This is a genomic window from Atopobacter phocae ATCC BAA-285, from assembly GCF_000526675.1.
GTDB classification, from domain to species: Bacteria; Bacillota; Bacilli; order Lactobacillales; family Aerococcaceae; genus Atopobacter; species Atopobacter phocae.
On record NZ_JAGN01000006.1, the window covers coordinates 38,365 to 57,332 of the forward strand.

The following is an 18,968-nucleotide window of genomic DNA, read 5'->3' on the forward strand; positions in this document are numbered from 1 at the left end:
AAAGTGACATTTTGTCACTAGAAACGACTTGACATTTTACATAATAATTATCACACAAAATTAATCTATAAGAGCATTCAAAAAAGAAACAGCTACTATTAGTAACTGTTTCTTCTTAAAATAATTTTATTTTCTTAAAAATGCGATTTAATTATTATTGTTGTGACAAGAAGTAATAATATGCACCTAAACGACCTGCTTCATTGCCAAATTGCGCGGGCATAATTTCTTTAGGTAAAAAGCTTTCATTTTCAATAACTGATTGTAGCTGTTTTTCAATCATTGGTAATAGAATAACATGTTGATGCATAATGCCTCCACCTAAAATAATACTATCAGGATTTAATAAATAGATGATTGGTAATAATCCTTCAGCAAAGTTTTTCGTAAACCATTCTATCGTTTCAATTGCCGCATGATCATTTGCTTGATACGCTTCAAAAATTATTTTACCATTAACTTCTTCTTTGCCAGTTAACGATTCATAATATTTACACATGGCAGTAGTTGAAGCAATATCTTGAAAACGTTGACCATTAATTGGTAAATAGCCCACCTCTCCTGCCGAAAAATGATGACCATGATGTAATGCGCCGTTCACAATAACTGCCCCACCAATTCCTGTTCCAATGGTTAAACATGCAACAGTTGAATCTGCTGAGAAATCTCCCTTTTGAAATTCACCATAAGCTGCTGCATTAACATCATTGAGAATAGTACAAGGCAGGTGATAAGCTGCTTCAATTGCTGCTTTGAAATCTGTCCCAATATACCCTGGAATCGTGTAACCCGCATAAATAATTTTTCCCTGAATCGGATCAACTACTCCAGCAGACGAAATCGCTATACCAGTCAAAGTTTTATTTTGATTACTTAAAAACGCTATCGAATCTCCAACTAATTCAAGAACTGTTTCAAGAATTTGATTGCTTCCTTCATCCATATTAATTGGCGTTGGAATTTCTCCAAAGCAATCCATTGAATGTCCGTCTTGATTGTATATATCTGTTTTTATCGTTGTACCACCAATATCTATAGCTAAAATATGCATGATTTCACATCCTTAATGTTCATTTTTTAAATCTAAAGCAGCCAGCGTTGAGCTGAATATTCGTTCTTTTTCAGTTCGATTATCTTCTAGAAAATACGCATAAAAAATATCAATCATAATAAGTAACGGAAACTGTGGTGAAATAATTTTACCTTGAGATAAAGTCGACTTGATTGCAACTAATATTATTTCATCGCAATATTCTTTGAAACTTTTATCATTATTAGCAGTGAGTAAAATGGTATGCGCATGGTTCATTTTAGCTAATTTTAAGGATTTCAAAATGGTTTCTGTTTGGCCAGAGACACTAATGCCGATTAATAGCGTCGATTCATCAATTAACGCATGATTCATCCGCATCATATGATCATCAGTTATCGCTTCACAAATCAAACCTAAGCGCATAAAACGTAATTTCATTTCTTGCGCTACTAATCCTGAACTACCTTGTCCATAAATATAAACTCTTTTTGAACGAATCAATAAATCTGCTACGCGAAATAAAAGTTCTTCATTTACTAATTGATATGTTTTTTGCAGCAATTCTTCATAATCGTTTAATACACGTTGCGTCAACTCTCGACTAATTCTTGTTTTTTGTTTAGACGATTCTTTATAATCAAAAATAAATTGTCGATAGCCCGAATAACCGCATTTTTGAGCGAAACGTGTTAGCGATGGCTCAGAGACATGAAGCTGCTTTGCAATATTTTTTGACGAAAAATCAATCGAATAATCACGATTATGAATAAAAAAATCAGCTACCTCACGTTCAACAGGGGTGAAATGAGGATACACAGATTCAAGCAAAGGAATCATATTCACTTCTTTTCTCATTTTTATATCACTTCCCTATTATATTATCATTTAAAAAGAGGGAAAAGACAACTGTCTTTCCCCTTTTATTGAAAATGTTTTAATACTTCACTTTAAAGACAGCTTTTTTTATCGATTCACTTTCTTTAGCTACTAATCCCGTTTTATGTACATCTTCACGATCAAATACTAATATTTGACCAGGTTCAATGACCAATTCTGACATCGGTGTAGCTTCTGATTGTTGCCAGTCATCACCTTCAACATAGTCTCCTAATTGTACAGCGTCGATGAAGTTATGCCAGATTCTTTCTTGTCCTTTAATTGGAACGTGAATATCTAAATAAGCGCGATGACTTTCCCAAACTCGCTGATCTGGAGTTGTTGTTTGATATTCTAACACATTAAAATAGAAATCATTTGTCACATGATGCGGTCCTTTTTCTAAATCAGTTAAGTTATGATCTTTTAAATAATCAATAACTCGCATAACAGCTTCTCTTTTAACTTGAGTGACATGTCTCAAATCATACAATTCCATTATTTTCTCACCGACCATTCATTACTTGCTTTAATTTCAGGAATATCGTAAATTGTTGTGAATTTTGGAGCACGTGATGAATCATCTTTTACGATAAGTGAAACAATATATCCAACAATTAATGACACACCAATTGAAATTAATGAATATACCCAAATACTTACTTTATCAGCTGGAACACCATATTTAATGTAAATCATTACTAAACTAGATACGATTAAAGCAGCATAAGCACCAGCTTTGTTTGCTTTTTTAGTAAATACACCTAACATGAATACTCCACCAAGAACTCCAAGAACTAATCCCATGAAACCATTAAACCATTGGTACGCTGATTGAATATTAGAATGAGCCAGTACAATTGAAATAACAATTGAGAAAACGCCCACTCCCAACGAAATCCAACGAGCGATTTGAGTGCGTTTTGCATCGTCTAAATCTTTTGAAATAACATCTTGAATATCTAATGTCCATGAAGTTGCCACAGAGTTCAATCCAGTTGAAAGAGTCGATTGACTAGCTGCATAAATAGCCGCTAATAAAATCCCTGTAATTCCTACTGGTAAACGATATGCAATAAAGTATGTAAAGATTTGATCTTGAGCAATTTGTGCGCCTGGATCAGAAGGGTTTTGAATTTGATAATAAGCATATAAACCTGTTCCAATTAAATAAAATACTGTCGCAATAAAAATGGAAAGAAGTCCATTAGTAAACATCATTTTGTTTAACTTTTTAATATCTTGTGTTGTCGTAAAACGTTGAACAATATCTTGACTAGAAATATATGAAGATAACGTATTAAATCCAGCACCAACAACTAGTAAAAAAATTGAAGAATTTAATAAGTTAGCATCAAAGATTGGCTCACTTGGAGAGATAAACTTATCTTGACCCAAAAGATCCAGAATCGGTTGGAAACCACCATCTAGGTCTTTAACTAAGAAACCAAGGGCAACTGTTACACCTACAAGTAAAACAGCACCTTGAATGAAGTCTGTCCATAAAACAGATTTAATACCACCTGTATAAGAATAAATAATAGCAATAACACCCATAACAATAATTAAAATATTAACTGAAATTCCTGTTAAAGAAGCTAAAGCTGCTGATGGTAAATACATAATAATCGACATACGACCTACTTGATAAATAATGAATAGAATAGCCCCAATCGCACGTAAAACACGTGAATTAAAACGTTGTTCTAAATAGTCGTACGCTGTGTCAATATCCATTCGAGCATAAATTGGTAGGAAAAATTTAATCGCAAATGGAATCGCAATAATCATACCTAATTGAGCAAACCATAATAACCATGTGCCATTATAAGAGTTACCTGCTAATGTCATGAATGAAATTGGACTAAGTAACGTCGCAAAAATTGAAACAGAAGTTACATACCAAGGAATGGACCCATCCCCTTTAAAGAATTCTTTCCCTTCCATATCCTTCTTAGAAAAAAGTAAACCGGCAAATAAAACAGCCGCTAAGTAAACAACTAAAATACTAAAATCTATTGTTGTAAAGCCTTGTTGTCCCACAGTTAATCTCCTTTGTAAAAAGTATTTTTAAGCCCGTCTTCAAGGCGACATTACACCTTGAAGACACGGTTTAATTCATTAAATATTTATAAATATGCTTTAAAAATTCGGTCAGCTTCTTCTTTTTGAATAGCAGTCATGGAAGCCATTGGTTTGCGACTCAAGAATTCTCCTTGATCTGCTCCTTGTAATTGAAGAATACGTTTTAATGTTGGATATAATCCATTTGCTAAAATAGCTTCAATTAAATCATTACTTTCATTTTGTAAACGAAGTGCTTCTTCATGATTACCTGATTTGACAGCTTCTAAAATACCTTTTGCACGAATACCATTTACGTTATATGTTGATCCGATTGCTCCATCAACTTTGTAGATAGCTGCTGGATAAAGCATTTCGTCAAAGCCAGAGTAAATTAAAACGTTAGGGAATGCTTTACGTAAACGTTCTAATAAGAAGAAGTCTGCTGCAGTAAATTTAACACCAATAATATTATTTAATTCAAACAACTCTTTGAACTCAGCCATTCCCATATTGATGCCTGTTAAAACAGGGATAGAATAAATAATTAAATCATTGTCGACTGCTTCAGTGATATCTTTATAATATTGTTTCACTTCAGCGAATGAGAATTTATAATAAAACGGTGTTACAGCTGAAATCGCATCATAATCTATATCGGTAGCAAATTGACCTAATTCAATTGCTTCATAAACATTTGGTCCACCAACTTGAGCAATTAATTTGATGGCATCTTTTGCTTCATCTTTAACAATTTCAAAAATTTGTTTTTTAATGGCTTTATCCAATAAGAAGTTTTCACCTGTTGATCCACCTACATATAATCCATCGACTTTCATTGTATCAATGTTATGGCGCACAACTTGACGTAACCCTGCTTCGTTAACATTTCCTTCTGAATCAAATGGTACTAGTAAAGCTGAAATAATTCCTTTTATATCGCGTCCTGTTTTCTTTGTCATTATAATTCCCCCTAATTGTCTTTTGAATGAATTGCATCAACGAATTTTTTTGTAATAAGTTGTGGTCTTGTAATAGCTGATCCTACAACCACACTATAAACGCCAATTTCAAGTACACGTTTTACTTTTTCTGGCGTATCAATATTACCTTCAGCAATGATTGGACGATTAATCTCTTGTACTGCTTCCTTAATTAATTCAAAGTCGTTCGTTTCAATTTTAACGCCTTGACTTTGTTTCGTATAACCTACTAATGTCGTTCCAATAAAATCAAAGCCTAAAGCTTCAGCTTTTTTCATTTCCTCTAGCGTTGAGCAGTCGGCCATAAGTAGCTGTTTGGGATATTTCGATTTAATAGTTGTTACTAAATCACTAAGTGTTTCTCCGTTTGGACGTGAAGACGTCGTGGCATCAATTGCAATAATATCTGGATGAGCTTCCATTAATTCATCGACTTCTTTAATTGTGGGTGTAATAAAGGCATCTGCGCCCTCATAGTCACGCTTTATAATGCCGATGACTGGAAGATCAACCACCTCTTTAATCGCTTGAATATCACTGACTGAATTCGATCGAATGCCTTTAGCGCCTCCCTCTTTAGCTGCCACTGCCATGCGAGACATAATATAAGAACTATGCAACGGCTCGTGCTCTAAAGCTTGACAAGAGACAATTAATTCGCCTTTTACGTTTTCGATCATTTTCCCACCTCTTTCTTTGTAAACTCTTTCATTACCGTAAATATACACTCTTCTGAAATAAATTTCAAGAATACAACAAAATAAAGAAACCACTTTCAGTATAAAGCTATCTTCAATTGATAATGAAGAAAAATTAACTTTATTAGAAAGTGGTTTCATCCAACTTGATTGATATTTTATTTTTTTAAAATGATATTAAAATGCTTTAATCCATCTAATATTCCTGTCTGATTATGATGAGTTGTTACGAATGTTGCGATGTCTTTTAGTGCATCAATGGCATTTTCCATGGCAATTGTGTTTGGGATAAGTTCGAACATTTCTATGTCATTTCTGCCATCACCAAACGCGTAAGTGTGTTCTAAAGGCATATTCAAATAGTTCAACATCTTTTGAATTCCTTTAGCTTTATTCATATCTTTAGCAACGATATCAATCGCATAAGGAATGTTACGATAAAAAGATAATTCGGGTACTTGCTTTTCATACCATTCATCATCAGAATCTGTCATCAATAAGATCATTTGTTTATTCATTTTCTGCAATAATTCTTCATTTGCTTCAGGCAATGATTCATTAATAAGTTGATAACACTTTTTCATCATCTCACTATGTCCGTTACAGTAGCGATATTCATGATTATAAGCTGTCCATTTATGTCCTAATTTTTCGGCGGCTGCTATCAGTTTTTCTTCACCCACTTGTGGAAGATCTTCGTGAAAAATTAATTCATCGTTTAAGATACCAATTGCACCATTTAGCCCGACTAATGTATCAATCCCAACAGCATTAATTTTATCTTTAACTTCAAAATAACTTCTACCTGTTGCAATGACTGGTAAATAGTTGGCAGCTTTCAAGGCTTTTATTGCCTCTTGTGCTGATTGATTAATCTGAGATTTAGCATCCAATAATGTTCCGTCTAGATCAAAGAAAATAACACCTTTATATTGATTTGAATTCAAAAACTGTTCATCCTTTCATAGTTTTATCACATTAAAAAAACTTTTTCTTATTTATTTCGTCTATATAAGTTAGACAAAATATGAAGGAGTGTTTAATATGTTAAACAATCAATCGTTCATCTCGCGTTTTTTTAAAGTTTTGATGTGTAGTTTTATTTTTATGAATTGGGGACAATTATCCTCTATCCCTATCATACATGCAGAGACGAATAAAACAAAATTAGAACGTTCAGTTGAACAAACTACGTTAGAAATTAATTTAGTATTATATGATGAACAATTCAAAGTATTACCTAAACAAAAAGTTCAGCTGATACAACTAGCAGATGATGGTCATTTCGAAATAATAAGTGAACAATTCAGTGACTTTAAAGGGCAAGTCAAATTTAATCATAAAGAGGAGCTAAAATTTCAAGTAACGTATGGCTTATTAATTAATGATGAATTACAACCTTTGTCTTTTTATACGGACACACCAACTAGTTGGATGGAACCGATTCAGTTATCAGAAGAAGAAATTGTGTCCAACCAACTTAATCGAAATAACTTAGACGAGGTAAAACTCCCTAGCAAAAATATAAGCATTCAGTTAATTGATACAAAACTTCAACCGATAAGTGAACAGCTCATCACCATAAGCAATAACGACGATGTATTGGAAGAAATGACAGATAAAGATGGGATTGTCACATTTGATTTAGATCACCTAGAACAATTAACTGATGACATTTTTAATATACAATTAAATCATACAGACATTCCGTATCAAATCATTCCATCCACTCATATGCGATTAATTGCTCACGAAACTTGGCCAATAACGCGCACACCATTTAAAGAAGATGAAACGACACAAAAAAAACCAATCAAAACGATTGGTAGGAAAATAGAAACAACTCGTTCTCAATCTGAAGCAGCTCATTCAAATTCTTCGTCAAATGATAAACAAATGAATGAAGAAGACAGTCAAATCAATTCACTTAGAAAAGATTCTAAACAATTGAAATCAAGCGAAAATGAAACTAATCAATCTTCTCTTTCAAACGAACAATCGATTCGAGATTCAAAAGAATCATTAACCATTAATGAAGAATTGCAGCAATCTAACTCAGAAAAACCATCCATTAAGCCTATCAAAAAAAGCGGTTCGACTGTCAAACGAGAACTACCACAAACTGGTGAAAAAATTTTATACTCGACAATTATAGGTTTATTAATCATTAGTGTTGGCTTATCGATTTATTATCACCTATTAAAAAAAGAAAAAATGAGAACTAATCGTGAAGATTAGCCTTTTTTAAATAATGCAAATCGGCACTTTTAATGTCATATTCGAAACCAAAAGCGTCTTTACATGTAATAATCCCAATATCACTTGTATGTTCAATTTCGAGCTCAGAAAATTTCTCATTAACAACACGAAGACAATCTAATGTGTTATAAAGTAAGACTGGTTTAATTGCATGAAATGATTGACCTTGTCCACTATGGTCAAAATTCGCAGTCACTTGTACAAACAAGTTATGATTAATAAATAATTGACTACGTACATGAAAGCTTTCGTGTTCTTTAACTGAGAGGCTTTGATCCCAGAAAAAATTGGATCGATTTTCATCTAATTCCGGAACAGAATAATGTAAATGATTAATTTGGTAATATTGTGCATCTTTTAAATTAAAATGCCCTAAAACTAAATGTTGTAACCAATTTTGTAATGAAAATTCAAACCATTCACCCTCTCTAAAAATGCGAGGAGGTACCACTTGAACAGAAGCTTTTGTTTTAAAGTAAAAAATAAATATAAGTTGTTCATCTCTATCACGAACATAAATACCTTTAACACGCTCATCGTCTTGTGTTCCATGAATAATTACTTTATTTTCAATTAAATGTTTAGTAATTAATTGTAATGATTGCTCATCCGTTACACTTAAACCAAAATGATGTAAAAACGTATTAACATTCTTTTCTTTTGAATGATTCGATTTATTTAGCTGGATTAAAGGCGCTTGATCAAAGTGATTACCCAAAATTGTATGCATACTATTTTCCTGTAAAATAACTAAACCGAGATATTGCTCATAAAACTTAATTTGTTGTACGTAATTGGATGTATTAATAATCAAACGTTCAACTTTTAAAGTTGGGAGTTCATCTTTTTGTTGGTTAGGTTTTAAATAGCGTTTGATGGTTTTTATCCAATCTTTCAATAAAATACCTCCTCATAAAAAAAAGACTGATTAGGTCACTATTGGCTTGGTAAACCCGTCAAATAAACCGATTCAGTCTTTTTATTTTATATTTTATTTAAATGTCTATTTTTCAATTGCATCTGTCAATTGAGGGACAATTTGTTTTTTACGTGAAACGACACCTGGTAATTTAATGATTTGGTTAACAATTGTACCGTTGTATGCTTTTTCAACTTCGGCGTTCAATTCACCAACGATTAATAAATCTGTATCACTTGCTAGAATATCTGTCATCATTAATAAGAAAGCGTCATATCCATTTGTTACGTTCGCTTGTTTCATTGTATCAACAAGTTCTACTTGACGTTCTAATAATTCAGGTAATGAAACTGTATTAACTTGCGCTATACGTACTTTCTTTTCACCCATTTCGAATGTTTTTGCATCTAAATCGATTAATTCTGCTGCTGTTTTTGTTGATAAATTAGTTCCTGCTTTAAGCATTTCTAAACCATAAACAGGTAAATCTACTTGAGCAATCTCAGTTAAAGCTTTAGCTGCTGCTTCATCATAAGGTGTCGTTGTAGGTGACTTGAATAATAACGTATCACTAATAATTGCTGATAACATTAGTCCAGCAATATGTTGCGGAATTTCAACGTTATTTTCTACAAACATGTGATATAAGATAGAACATGTACAACCAACTGGATGTGCGCGGTAATAAACAGGTTCTGAAGTTTCAAAGTTTGCAATACGATGATGATCAATAACATATTTTACTGACAATTTTGAAATATCACTAACCGATTGTTGTGGTTCATTGTGATCCACTAAAGCGACTAAATCTGTTTCACTTTTTAATGTATCTACAACACGTGGAGCTTCCACGTTAAAATATTTTAAAGCATATGCTGTTTCTTCGTTTGGCTCGCCTAAAGCAACTGCCTCAGCTTCTGTTCCTAATTGATTTTGTAAATAACTAAAAGCAATAGCTGAACTAATTGCATCTGTATCTGGATTTTGGTGACCAAAAACGATTAATTTTGACATTTATAATCAACCTTCCTTAATAACATATTAATAAATACATTCATATCTTAACACAAAAATATTGATGATTCTATAAATGATAGCGAACCAATTAACTTGAATTTTAAATCTTAAATCTCACTCATATCAATAGTTTAATATGCCTTTACTAATCTAAAAAGCTCCCACTAATAACAGCCTTTCTTTTAAAGGTAAATTTCTTCCTTTTTTAAGTACTGTTAAATTAATAGGAGCTTTTATTATGGTCAATCGTTAAAGATATATTAGACGATTGATTTATAAGTTATGAATATTAATATTTTCCCCATAAATAGATTCCCAATCTTTTTTAAAGTCATGGGTTGCTTTATCAATTGAAGGCATATTAAATGCTTGAACAAAAATATCACTAGAAACTGTCACCGCATGTGCACCTTGTTTAATTGATTCGTTCACTTGATTAACATTTTTAAAGCTTGCGGCTAAAATTTTGGATCTGTAATTATTTTTATCGATTTCTGTAGCCATAGCTAAAATCGCTTCTTTAGGATCAATATTTAAATTTTCCATTCGGTTGTAATATGGTGCAATATAATCAGCTTGTGCAGCCATTGCTAAATAAGCTTGCATTTTAGTGTAAACTGCTGTCGCTGTAATATTTACGCCTTCTTGTTTTAACGCTTTAATAACTTTTAAACCTTCTATCGTTGTTGGTACTTTAATAAACACTTTTGAATCAATTTTTTCTAAAATTGAATGAGCATCTTTCATCATGCCATCATAGGTGTCAGCGACCACTTGAACATGCAATGATTTATCTGGGCCGATAATTTGTCTAATTTCATTCATATGCTCATAAAAGTTTTTAACTTGATTAACTTTTACGATTGACGGATTGGAAGTAACACCCGCTATTGGTAATCTTTCGTTAAAGTAAGTGATGTCTTTAATATTAATTGTATCTAATAGAAATTCCATTGGTTTTCCCCATTCCGTATTTAATGTGTAGTTTTTTTGTAATTGATTAGATTACATGTTCTGTTCTTTCAATAATATCATCTTGTGTTACTTTAGATAAAGCATTAAAGAATGCGGAGTACCCAGCAACTCGCACAATTAAATCTCTATATTTTTCTGGATGTTTTTGTGCGTCAATTAGCGTTTCTCTTGAAACTACATTATATTGAATGTGATATCCTTTTAATCGGTTAAAGAAAGCTTGTAGTAGCATAATTAATTTTTCTTTATCTTCTTGTTTCGCTAAAGTTTGAGGGTTTACTTTTTGGTTTAATAATACCCCACCTAAAATGTCTTCAGTAGGTAATTTACTTACTGATTTCAAAACAGCTGTTGGTCCATTTTGATCCATATTGTGTGATGGTGAACATCCTTCTGCTAACGGAGTCCATGCTTCCCTACCATCAGGAGTAGCCATCGTTCCACGACCTTGTCCAACATTGGCTGAAATTGATGAAGTTCCTGAATAGCGAATTCCTCCAATTGGTCCTCTACCGTAGCGAGTATTCGGATATTTTTTAATTTCATCAATATAAATATCGTAAGCTTCTGTCACAAGTGAATCTACATAATCATCATCGTTTCCGTATTTAGGTACGTCATTTAAAATGATGGATTGAATTTCTTTACTCCGATCACTTTCCCAATTAGTAGTTAAAGCTTCCCACAATTCGTTTGTCGTAACGGTTTGTTCTTCAAACACAAGTTTTTTAATAGCTGCTAACGAATCAGCTAGGTTGGCTATCCCTACTTGGAGTGCTGAAATATAATCGTAAACTGCTCCACCTTCTTTTAGCGTTTTACCTCTTCCGATACAGTCATCTGTTAAAGCTGAACATAAAATGTCAGGTACTTCTTGCTCAATTCCTAAATCGATAGAATTTTCAACTATTACACTCATTCGCGTTAACTCACGCAACGTTTTATCCCATGATTTCTCTAAGTCTTCAAACGATTTCATATCTTTGAAATGACCATATGGTTTGGTGAAACGTTTTCCTGATACTGGATCAATACCATCATTCATTGCAATCATTAAAATTTTAGGGAAGTTAATGTAACTCATCCCGGTACAACGATAGCCCCACTTGCCTGGAACAGCTGTTTCAACACAACCAATCGCACTATAGTTATAGGCATCTTCTTCCGAAACACCATATTTAATAAACGATGGAATAATAACTTCATCATTATTAAATGCTGGCATACCAAATCCAAGTTTCATTACTTCGATTGCCATATCCATAAATTCTTTATTGAGATTCGCATGATATCTAACCGATAAGTTCGGCTGTGGTAATTTGGTTAGAGCAACACTTCTTAAAACAAGGAAAGATAGCTCATTAACGGCATCTTTTTTATCTTTTGTTTGACCACCAATTGTAACGTTTTGGTATAGCGGACTACCAGCACTACTATAAGTGTGTGCTTGACTCCGTACTTTATTAATCGTTAACGTTTTAATCCATAAGTTAGTTAATAACTCTAATGCTTGTTCTTCTGTAATGATTCCTTTTTTAATGTCGTTCATATAATATGGATAAATATATTGATCAAACCTTCCATATGATAATGAATGACCGTTAGACTCAATTTGTAAAATCAACTGAATAAACCAAGTAGACTGAATGGCTTCTGCAAATGTTTCTGCTGGTTCAAATGGTACTTTCTTACAAATTCGACTAATCTCTAATAATTCTTCTTTCCGCGAACCTGTAACATCTTTAGCTTGCTCTTCAGCAAGTTTTGAGAATCTTTCAGCATAAGATTTAACCGCATCAATAACAATTAGAACTGCATTGTAAAAATGATACTTTTTAATACTGTCTGGATCAGTTAAATCAAGATTTGCTTTTGCTTGTAATGTGCGTTCTTGATAATCTTTCAATCCATATTTTAATACTTTTTCATAATTCACTGCTAAATGGGCATCTCCGGAATTCATCTTACCTTCCATTCCAAAGAATCCTTCTTGCATGTATACATCAACTTCTTCAGGTAATAAGGCACCTGCTTTTGCTCTTAAGTTATTTTTCTTCCAAAATGATTCAATCGACCGTAAATCACTTTTAGTTTGTTCTGAAATATAAAATACGTCCCCATCTCTTTTTTCGAATTTATCAAGTTCGTTAATAACGAATTCCAGAGTATATTCAGGGAATATTGGTGCATCTTTATTAGATGCTGCTTGATTTCCGACGATTAACGTGTCATCTTCAATATAAATCGACATATTTTCCAAAATATTTTTAAGTGCTAATGCACGTTTCATGACATTAGGCTGTTCTTGATGTTTTTGATACGTTTCAGTAACTAAGAGTGCGCGTTCTGCACAAATATATGGTTTCTTATCAAGTACTTCATCTCTATAATGATTCATGCGCTCTGTTAATTGACCAAAATCATAAGTCGATCCATTATTTAAATTATATACAGACGTTTTCATGCATATATCCTCCTTTTGTTTGAAACAAAATAACTTACTTTCGAAACAAATTTATCACATTAAAAGAGGAATTGTCAATGTTATACAGTGAATCATTTAAGATGCGCACAAATGTGCAAAAAAAAAGAGAATGATCGACAAGGTCATTCTCTTAAAAGATGAATAGAACGTATTAATTATACAATTGAAACTTTTATTTGTTTGTTTCCTAAAAATTGAATTTTTTCTTCGCTAATGCCTTTATCTGTAAACACCATTGAAATATCTGAAAATGAAAACTCGGATACAACGCCAATTTGATTGAACTTGCTTGAATCGGTTAATACAATCGTATGATTAGCGGAATTCATCATCGTTTTAGCTGTATCGCTTCGCGTTAAATCACTTCCTGTAAACCCACGCGCTTGATCAAATCCATCGATTCCGACAAATAATTTATCGACATGAAAATTTTCTGCGAGCTTCTTTACAAGTGGGCCAACATTCACTTGTGAATCTTTTTGATATTCTCCACCTAGTAAAATAATTTTAATGGAGTCATACTTCCGTATATATGAAGCAATAAAACAAGAATTAGTGATTATAGTTACATCATTCTTAGCAACAGCGAGTTCTTCTGCTAACAATGTGCAAGTTGATCCTGATTCAATCATCACCGTTTCACCATCATTTACAATACTAGCTGCTTCTTTCGCAATTTTTTTCTTTAAATCATAATTAAAAGCTAAACGATAGTTAATGTCATTTTGACTATTGAGCACAGCGTATCCATGTTCGCGATGTAATAACCCTTTATTTTCAAGTCGATCCAAATCTTTTCTAATCGTTACTTTCGAAACATTTAGTAAATCAGATAGTTCATTAACTTCAATTTTCTTTCTTTCGCTAACTAGCGTAATAATCATTTCTTCTCTCTTCATAATTACCTCTTCTTTCTTAATTTGAGAATATCATATTCTATTTTTAATAACAACTTTTAAATTAGTTCGAACGTAAGTATATCGTTTACGTTCGAATACATTTATGTTAACATAATGAAGAAGGAGTGATAACATTGAACGCAACAAAAGAAGCTACTGCATGTATATTTAATATTCAAAAATTTAGTATTCACGATGGACCTGGAATTCGAACGGTTGTGTTTTTTAAGGGTTGCCCTTTACGTTGCTATTGGTGTGCTAATCCAGAATCACAAAACCGGAAACCGGAAAAAATATGGAGTCCAACTAAAAATAGCTATACAACAGTTGGAGAATATAAGACAGTTGATGAAATTGTTGATGTAGTAATGAAAGATTTACCATTTTATGAAGAATCTGGCGGAGGAGTTACGTTATCTGGTGGCGAAGTATTACTACAAGGTGAGTTTGCTATCGAGTTATTAAAAAAATTAAAAACACTTGGGATTAATACGGCAGCAGAAACAACAGGCTTTGCTAAAAGTGATTTATTCCAAACATTTATTTCTTATATCGATCATTTATATTTTGACTTTAAGCATCATGATTCGCTGATTCATAAAAAAGGAATTGGTACAGGAAATGAACAAATTATCAAAAATTTAGCTTATGCAGTTGAACATCACCCCGACTTAACTGTTAGAATACCAATCATACCAAATTATAATAATTCTTTAGAAGATGCCAATTCTTTTGCTAGTATACTAAGTGAAATTGGCGTCAAATATGTTGAATTACTTCCGTTTCATCAATTTGGCGAAAAAAAATACGATAATTTAAATCGTGATTATTCATTAAAAGATGTGCCTCAACTTCATTCAGAAGATTTAGTTGAAATAGGCAATATATTTAAGGAGAACCAAATTGACTGTCTGATTAGATAATATTATACATTATAATCAGAATGTGTAAACTTTCTATAAAACCCAATTTCATTTATTTGAAATTGGGTTTTTCTTATTTAAATTTATCAATTAATCATCGAATGATACCTATATCTCCATCATTTTATGCTGATTAATAAATCATCTTCTAGCAACTATACGTATAATCATGAGGAATGTTTTGAAAAATTGATTGATATCAATGTTAATTAAAATTTAAAGGCAAAGAAATAACTAATCAAGACCATACTATTATAGTTTTTCCTAACAAAAAATCGACAAGCTGTTTAAACAACTCATCGATTCCTTACTAAATATATTAGTTATTTGTTTCGTTTTTCAATGCAATATTATCTTGTATTCTAAAGAATGGATAATATAATACAGTAGATAATGTTAGAATAATAATTTGAATAAAAGCACCCTTCCATCCTGCTACCATCAATCCTGAAATAATAGCTGGTGTACTCCAAGGTAGTGTTACTCCGGCAAATGGTGTCATAAATCCCGTCGCAATTGACACATAAACAATTACGGCAGATAGCACAGGTACCAATACAAATGGTAGAAACATTAATGGATTCATAACTACTAGGAATCCAAAAATGACAGGCTCATTTACATTAAAGATTGCTGGGAATAAAGCAACTTTACCGAGCGCTTTATATTGTTGTGATTTTGCTGCTAATAACATAGCAACTACTAAACCAAATGTAATTCCTGATCCAGAAATTAATAAGAAGCTATCAAGGAATTGTTGTGTAACAATGTGAGCACCGTTGTCAAGTGATAATTTACCTGCAGCTAGTAAGGCTTTATTAGCATCTAAATTTGAAAGTAATAAAGCTGTCACTATGCCATTAACTACTGACTGGCCATGAACACCAAACCACCATAAGAATGAGATAAAGAAAGCAATCCCAATGGCTCCTGGCAATGAACCAGTCAAACCTTGTAATGGTACTTGTATAATTTTATAAATTAATTCAATAAATGTACCACCATTAGTAATCATTTTTGAAACAATATATACGACCATTGATAATAAGAAGATAATAAATGCTGGTGTCATTGCTTCAAATTGTTTTGCAATTGCTTGTGGAACTTGACTTGGCATTTTTATGACAATTTTTCTTTGAATAAATGTAGTATAAATTGCCCCTACAACTAATCCGATAATGATTGCACCAATGATTCCTTGTCCACCAAACCACACTTTTGTCATTGCATCATTAATCGGTTCGCCTGATTCTGGAATGTAAGACGATCTTAACGTAATAAAAAATGCTGAAAGTGATAAAACACCCGCTGGTAAAGGTTCTACATTACTATTTTTAGCATAGGAATAACCAATTGAAAAACAAGAGATTAGTCCCATTATTGCGAATGTTCCTGCATATACTTGCATAAATGGTTCTGTCCAATTATCACCGAATATACTAGCCACAAATGAATTGAAGCCTTCAAAAGGAATTTGTCCTAAGATTAAAAAGATGGATCCGACAACAGTCAATGGTAAAATTGCTAACATACCATCTTTTAAAGCAATAATCCCACGCATATTAACAAATTTCATAATTGGATTTATTATCTTTTGTGTATCAATTTTACCCATGTGTTTCCCCTCCTATTGAGTAACTTCTACTTTAGCAAGACTTAAAGCAAGATTTAAAACTTTTTCACCGTCAAGCATTCCATAATCTGCCATAGGAATAACTGCAATTGGTACATTATGCTCTTTACAAATCGCTTCTGATTGATTCAATGTGTAACTAACTTGTGGTCCTAATAAAGCAACATCTAAATCTGCTACACAATTTTGTAAACTAGATTGTGGATGTGCATTGACATCAATAGCAATTTGTCTTTTTTCAGCAGCCAGTTTAATATTATTCACTAACATCCCCGTTGAAAATCCTGCTGCACAAAATAAACCAATTTTTAACATATTAATCATTTCCTTTCATTTTCAATTCTTTTCTTAAATCAATAATTTCTTTAATTAAATTCATTTCTGTAATAGTTGTCATCAAGTGATCTTGTGCATGAACAAATAATGCTTTGATTTCTGATTTATGCCCACCTGCTTCTTCAGCTAAAAATTGAGTTTGAAGATTATGGGCCTCTAACATGGCTTTATTTGCTAACTCAATTTCGTTATCAGATTCTTCGTATTTACTCTGTTTCGATAAATTAAGTGCGTTATAAATGTGTTGTTTGGCATCTCCTGAATTAAGAATAAGTCCCATAATTATTTGATCTGGTATAATTTGTTCCATCGTTAACCCCTCCGATTTTTACTATTTTTTAAATAAATTTTTCTTAGTTAAGCCTCCTCTTTTTCATTCGAAATTATATTTTGTTCATTCACAAGACAAATGTTAGCACTTGAAAGCGTTTTTATCAATAGAATCTGTATCCTCTGTTATTTTATGCACATTTGTGCAATATTAAAAAAAGTAAATTATTCAAATTATTGAGCAAATTTCTAATATTATTCTGTTATGATAGAATTATTAGGACAATTGAATATACGTCATATAGTATATGAAATGATTGATTTTTATTTCAAGGAGGTTCTATCAGTGAATGAAAGTAGAGAGAGATTACTCGCAAAGGTAGCTTTTTTATACTATGTTAAAGGATATAGCCAATCAAAAATTTCATCTGATTTAAATATTTATCGAACGACTATAAGTCGAATGATTAAAGAAGCTCGTGATTGTGGTTTAGTGGAAATAAATATTAGAAATCATGCAATCGAACTCTTCGAATTAGAAGAATACTTCAAAAAGAAGTATCATTTAAAAAAGATTGTTATTGTAGACAATCAAAAATTTACTTCTAAGCAGAAGCTCGAAAAAAGAATATCTCAATTAGCTGCTTTTATCATACGTGAATTGTTAACAGACGACTGCCATATTGGGATATCATGGGGAGCTGCTCTCAGTAATATCGTCAATCAAATTACACCTAAAAAACTAGTCAATACATCGATTGTCCCGCTAGCTGGAGGACCGAGTAATATTAAAATACAATATCACGTTAATACTTTAGTTTATGAATTGAGTAAAATTTACCAATCCGAAAAAAGATATATTAATGCGAAAGTCGTTCAAAATAATACAAAAGACGCTCAAACGATTTTTAAACAATCAAGTTTTATAGAACTTCAAAATGAATGGGATAAATTAGATCTTGCCATTATGGGAGTTGGTGGTGATGTAGATTACCAGTTCAGTCAATGGCGCGATTTACTTCAGAAGAAAGACTACGCAGTATTAAAAGAAGAAGATGCAATTGGAGAGATTTGTTGTCGTTTTTTTAATGCAGATGGTGAATTAGTTCATAAAAATTTACAAGAACGAATCATTGGTATTTCATTTGATCAACTTTTACAAATAAAAGATCGAGTTGCTGTAGCACATGGAAAAAGTAAAGAAAAAGCATTATTAGCTATATTAAAGAAACAGATGATTAATCATTTAGTAACAGATTTAAATACAGCTATTGGTATTTTAGCGTTAGATCATGATAATGAATATAAGAAATTTTGTTAACTTTTTTAGTCATTCCCTCTTAAAGCAATGATAATAAGCATTTAATGGCTCTTTGTCAAATAGGGTTGATGACGAGGTGAGGTAACCGTACGGTTACTTCGCCTCTTTTTTTAGATCAAAAGATAAAATAAGCTAATGATTGGATCAATTGTATTCAAAATTAGTGTTACGAAACAGCGATTTTGGGCGGATGATTTGGCGCGTATAAACGCATCATCAATAAAATTCTATTTTTAAAGTGTGAATAATTACGGTACCCATAAGCAGTTCGCTTAAG

General features: G+C 32.2%; 18 protein-coding genes. 3 read left to right on the plus strand and 15 right to left on the minus strand.

Translation table 11 applies throughout. The features are described from left to right. Window positions 1–154: 154 nt before the first annotated feature. The 7 genes from L866_RS0102045 to L866_RS0102075 form a co-directional block, all read right to left on the minus strand. Entirely contained in the window at window positions 155–1,051 is an 897-nt protein-coding gene (locus L866_RS0102045; RefSeq protein ID WP_025728671.1) for an ROK family protein, read from the minus strand. A gap of 12 nt (window positions 1,052–1,063) precedes the next feature. Then, window positions 1,064–1,888 carry a MurR/RpiR family transcriptional regulator gene (locus L866_RS0102050; RefSeq protein WP_025728673.1) on the minus strand — a complete coding sequence of 275 codons (825 nt, stop codon included), beginning with the start codon at window positions 1,886–1,888 and terminating at the stop codon, window positions 1,064–1,066. 79 nt (window positions 1,889–1,967) lie between these two features. Continuing rightward, window positions 1,968–2,408: a NanQ anomerase/TabA/YiaL family protein gene (locus tag L866_RS0102055; protein WP_025728676.1), complete on the minus strand. Its 441-nt coding sequence runs from the start codon at window positions 2,406–2,408 to the stop codon at window positions 1,968–1,970. After that, window positions 2,408–3,952 (minus strand): sodium:solute symporter family protein, encoded by a 1,545-nt coding sequence (locus L866_RS0102060; RefSeq protein WP_025728677.1) that lies wholly within the window; start codon window positions 3,950–3,952, stop codon window positions 2,408–2,410. The genes L866_RS0102055 and L866_RS0102060 overlap by 1 nt, the downstream gene beginning before the upstream one ends. Before the next feature lie 86 nt (window positions 3,953–4,038). After that, entirely contained in the window at window positions 4,039–4,935 is an 897-nt protein-coding gene (locus L866_RS0102065; protein ID WP_025728679.1) for an N-acetylneuraminate lyase, read from the minus strand. An 11-nt stretch (window positions 4,936–4,946) separates the two neighbouring features. Further along, complete coding sequence (locus L866_RS0102070; RefSeq protein ID WP_035445946.1) at window positions 4,947–5,636, minus strand: N-acetylmannosamine-6-phosphate 2-epimerase; 690 nt, start codon at window positions 5,634–5,636, stop codon at window positions 4,947–4,949. A 176-nt stretch (window positions 5,637–5,812) separates the two neighbouring features. Further along, on the minus strand, window positions 5,813–6,601 hold the full coding sequence (locus L866_RS0102075; RefSeq protein WP_025728687.1) for a Cof-type HAD-IIB family hydrolase: 789 nt from the start codon (window positions 6,599–6,601) through the stop codon (window positions 5,813–5,815). A gap of 97 nt (window positions 6,602–6,698) precedes the next feature. On the opposite strand from L866_RS0102075, the gene L866_RS0102080 reads away from it, so the two are divergent. Beyond that, window positions 6,699–7,892 (plus strand): LPXTG cell wall anchor domain-containing protein, encoded by a 1,194-nt coding sequence (locus tag L866_RS0102080; protein ID WP_025728689.1) that lies wholly within the window; start codon window positions 6,699–6,701, stop codon window positions 7,890–7,892. Here L866_RS0102080 and L866_RS0102085 read toward each other — a convergent pair. The 5 genes from L866_RS0102085 to L866_RS0102105 all read right to left on the minus strand — a co-directional run bounded on the left by L866_RS0102085 (window position 7,876) and on the right by L866_RS0102105 (window position 14,208). Continuing rightward, on the minus strand, window positions 7,876–8,811 hold the full coding sequence (locus L866_RS0102085; protein WP_025728691.1) for a VOC family protein: 936 nt from the start codon (window positions 8,809–8,811) through the stop codon (window positions 7,876–7,878). The genes L866_RS0102080 and L866_RS0102085 overlap by 17 nt on opposite strands. Window positions 8,812–8,916: 105 nt before the next feature. After that, window positions 8,917–9,846: a manganese-dependent inorganic pyrophosphatase gene (locus tag L866_RS0102090; protein ID WP_025728693.1), complete on the minus strand. Its 930-nt coding sequence runs from the start codon at window positions 9,844–9,846 to the stop codon at window positions 8,917–8,919. A 276-nt stretch (window positions 9,847–10,122) separates the two neighbouring features. Next, on the minus strand, window positions 10,123–10,803 hold the full coding sequence (locus L866_RS0102095; RefSeq protein ID WP_025728695.1) for a fructose-6-phosphate aldolase: 681 nt from the start codon (window positions 10,801–10,803) through the stop codon (window positions 10,123–10,125). A gap of 46 nt (window positions 10,804–10,849) precedes the next feature. Continuing rightward, window positions 10,850–13,288: a glycyl radical protein gene (locus tag L866_RS0102100; RefSeq protein WP_025728696.1), complete on the minus strand. Its 2,439-nt coding sequence runs from the start codon at window positions 13,286–13,288 to the stop codon at window positions 10,850–10,852. 176 nt (window positions 13,289–13,464) lie between these two features. Next, window positions 13,465–14,208, minus strand: a complete 744-nt coding sequence (locus L866_RS0102105) for a DeoR/GlpR family DNA-binding transcription regulator (RefSeq protein ID WP_025728697.1) — start codon at window positions 14,206–14,208, stop codon at window positions 13,465–13,467. Window positions 14,209–14,342: 134 nt separating this feature from the next. Here L866_RS0102105 and L866_RS0102110 point away from each other — a divergent pair, with 134 nt between their 5' ends. Beyond that, entirely contained in the window at window positions 14,343–15,131 is a 789-nt protein-coding gene (locus tag L866_RS0102110; RefSeq protein ID WP_025728698.1) for a glycyl-radical enzyme activating protein, read from the plus strand. Window positions 15,132–15,450: 319 nt separating this feature from the next. Here L866_RS0102110 and L866_RS0102115 read toward each other — a convergent pair whose 3' ends face one another. Genes L866_RS0102115 through L866_RS0102125 form a run of 3 tightly spaced genes read right to left on the minus strand, consistent with a single transcriptional unit; the run spans window position 15,451 to window position 17,410 of the window. Further along, the gene (locus L866_RS0102115; RefSeq protein WP_025728699.1) at window positions 15,451–16,746 is read right to left on the minus strand and encodes a PTS sugar transporter subunit IIC; all 1,296 of its coding nucleotides are present in this window, start codon (window positions 16,744–16,746) and stop codon (window positions 15,451–15,453) included. Window positions 16,747–16,758: 12 nt separating this feature from the next. Continuing rightward, window positions 16,759–17,079: a PTS sugar transporter subunit IIB gene (locus tag L866_RS0102120; protein ID WP_025728700.1), complete on the minus strand. Its 321-nt coding sequence runs from the start codon at window positions 17,077–17,079 to the stop codon at window positions 16,759–16,761. A 1-nt stretch (window position 17,080) separates the two neighbouring features. After that, the gene (locus L866_RS0102125) at window positions 17,081–17,410 is read right to left on the minus strand and encodes a PTS lactose/cellobiose transporter subunit IIA (protein ID WP_025728701.1); all 330 of its coding nucleotides are present in this window, start codon (window positions 17,408–17,410) and stop codon (window positions 17,081–17,083) included. 306 nt (window positions 17,411–17,716) lie between these two features. On the opposite strand from L866_RS0102125, the gene L866_RS0102130 reads away from it, so the two are divergent. Next, on the plus strand, window positions 17,717–18,691 hold the full coding sequence (locus tag L866_RS0102130) for a sugar-binding transcriptional regulator (RefSeq protein WP_025728702.1): 975 nt from the start codon (window positions 17,717–17,719) through the stop codon (window positions 18,689–18,691). Window positions 18,692–18,968: the final 277 nt, after the last annotated feature.

Coding starts and splice junctions, on each gene's coding strand:
- L866_RS0102065 (WP_025728679.1), bottom strand. CDS start 4,935: ATGACAAAGAAAACAGGACGCGATATAAAAGGAATTATTTCAGCTTTA.
- L866_RS0102125 (WP_025728701.1), bottom strand. CDS start 17,410: ATGGAACAAATTATACCAGATCAAATAATTATGGGACTTATTCTTAAT.
- L866_RS0102050 (WP_025728673.1), bottom strand. CDS start 1,888: ATGAGAAAAGAAGTGAATATGATTCCTTTGCTTGAATCTGTGTATCCT.
- L866_RS0102105 (WP_025728697.1), bottom strand. CDS start 14,208: ATGAAGAGAGAAGAAATGATTATTACGCTAGTTAGCGAAAGAAAGAAA.
- L866_RS0102070 (WP_035445946.1), bottom strand. CDS start 5,636: ATGATCGAAAACGTAAAAGGCGAATTAATTGTCTCTTGTCAAGCTTTA.
- L866_RS0102055 (WP_025728676.1), bottom strand. CDS start 2,408: ATGGAATTGTATGATTTGAGACATGTCACTCAAGTTAAAAGAGAAGCT.
- L866_RS0102080 (WP_025728689.1), top strand. CDS start 6,699: ATGTTAAACAATCAATCGTTCATCTCGCGTTTTTTTAAAGTTTTGATG.
- L866_RS0102120 (WP_025728700.1), bottom strand. CDS start 17,079: ATGTTAAAAATTGGTTTATTTTGTGCAGCAGGATTTTCAACGGGGATG.
- L866_RS0102095 (WP_025728695.1), bottom strand. CDS start 10,803: ATGGAATTTCTATTAGATACAATTAATATTAAAGACATCACTTACTTT.
- L866_RS0102090 (WP_025728693.1), bottom strand. CDS start 9,846: ATGTCAAAATTAATCGTTTTTGGTCACCAAAATCCAGATACAGATGCA.
- L866_RS0102045 (WP_025728671.1), bottom strand. CDS start 1,051: ATGCATATTTTAGCTATAGATATTGGTGGTACAACGATAAAAACAGAT.
- L866_RS0102100 (WP_025728696.1), bottom strand. CDS start 13,288: ATGAAAACGTCTGTATATAATTTAAATAATGGATCGACTTATGATTTT.
- L866_RS0102115 (WP_025728699.1), bottom strand. CDS start 16,746: ATGGGTAAAATTGATACACAAAAGATAATAAATCCAATTATGAAATTT.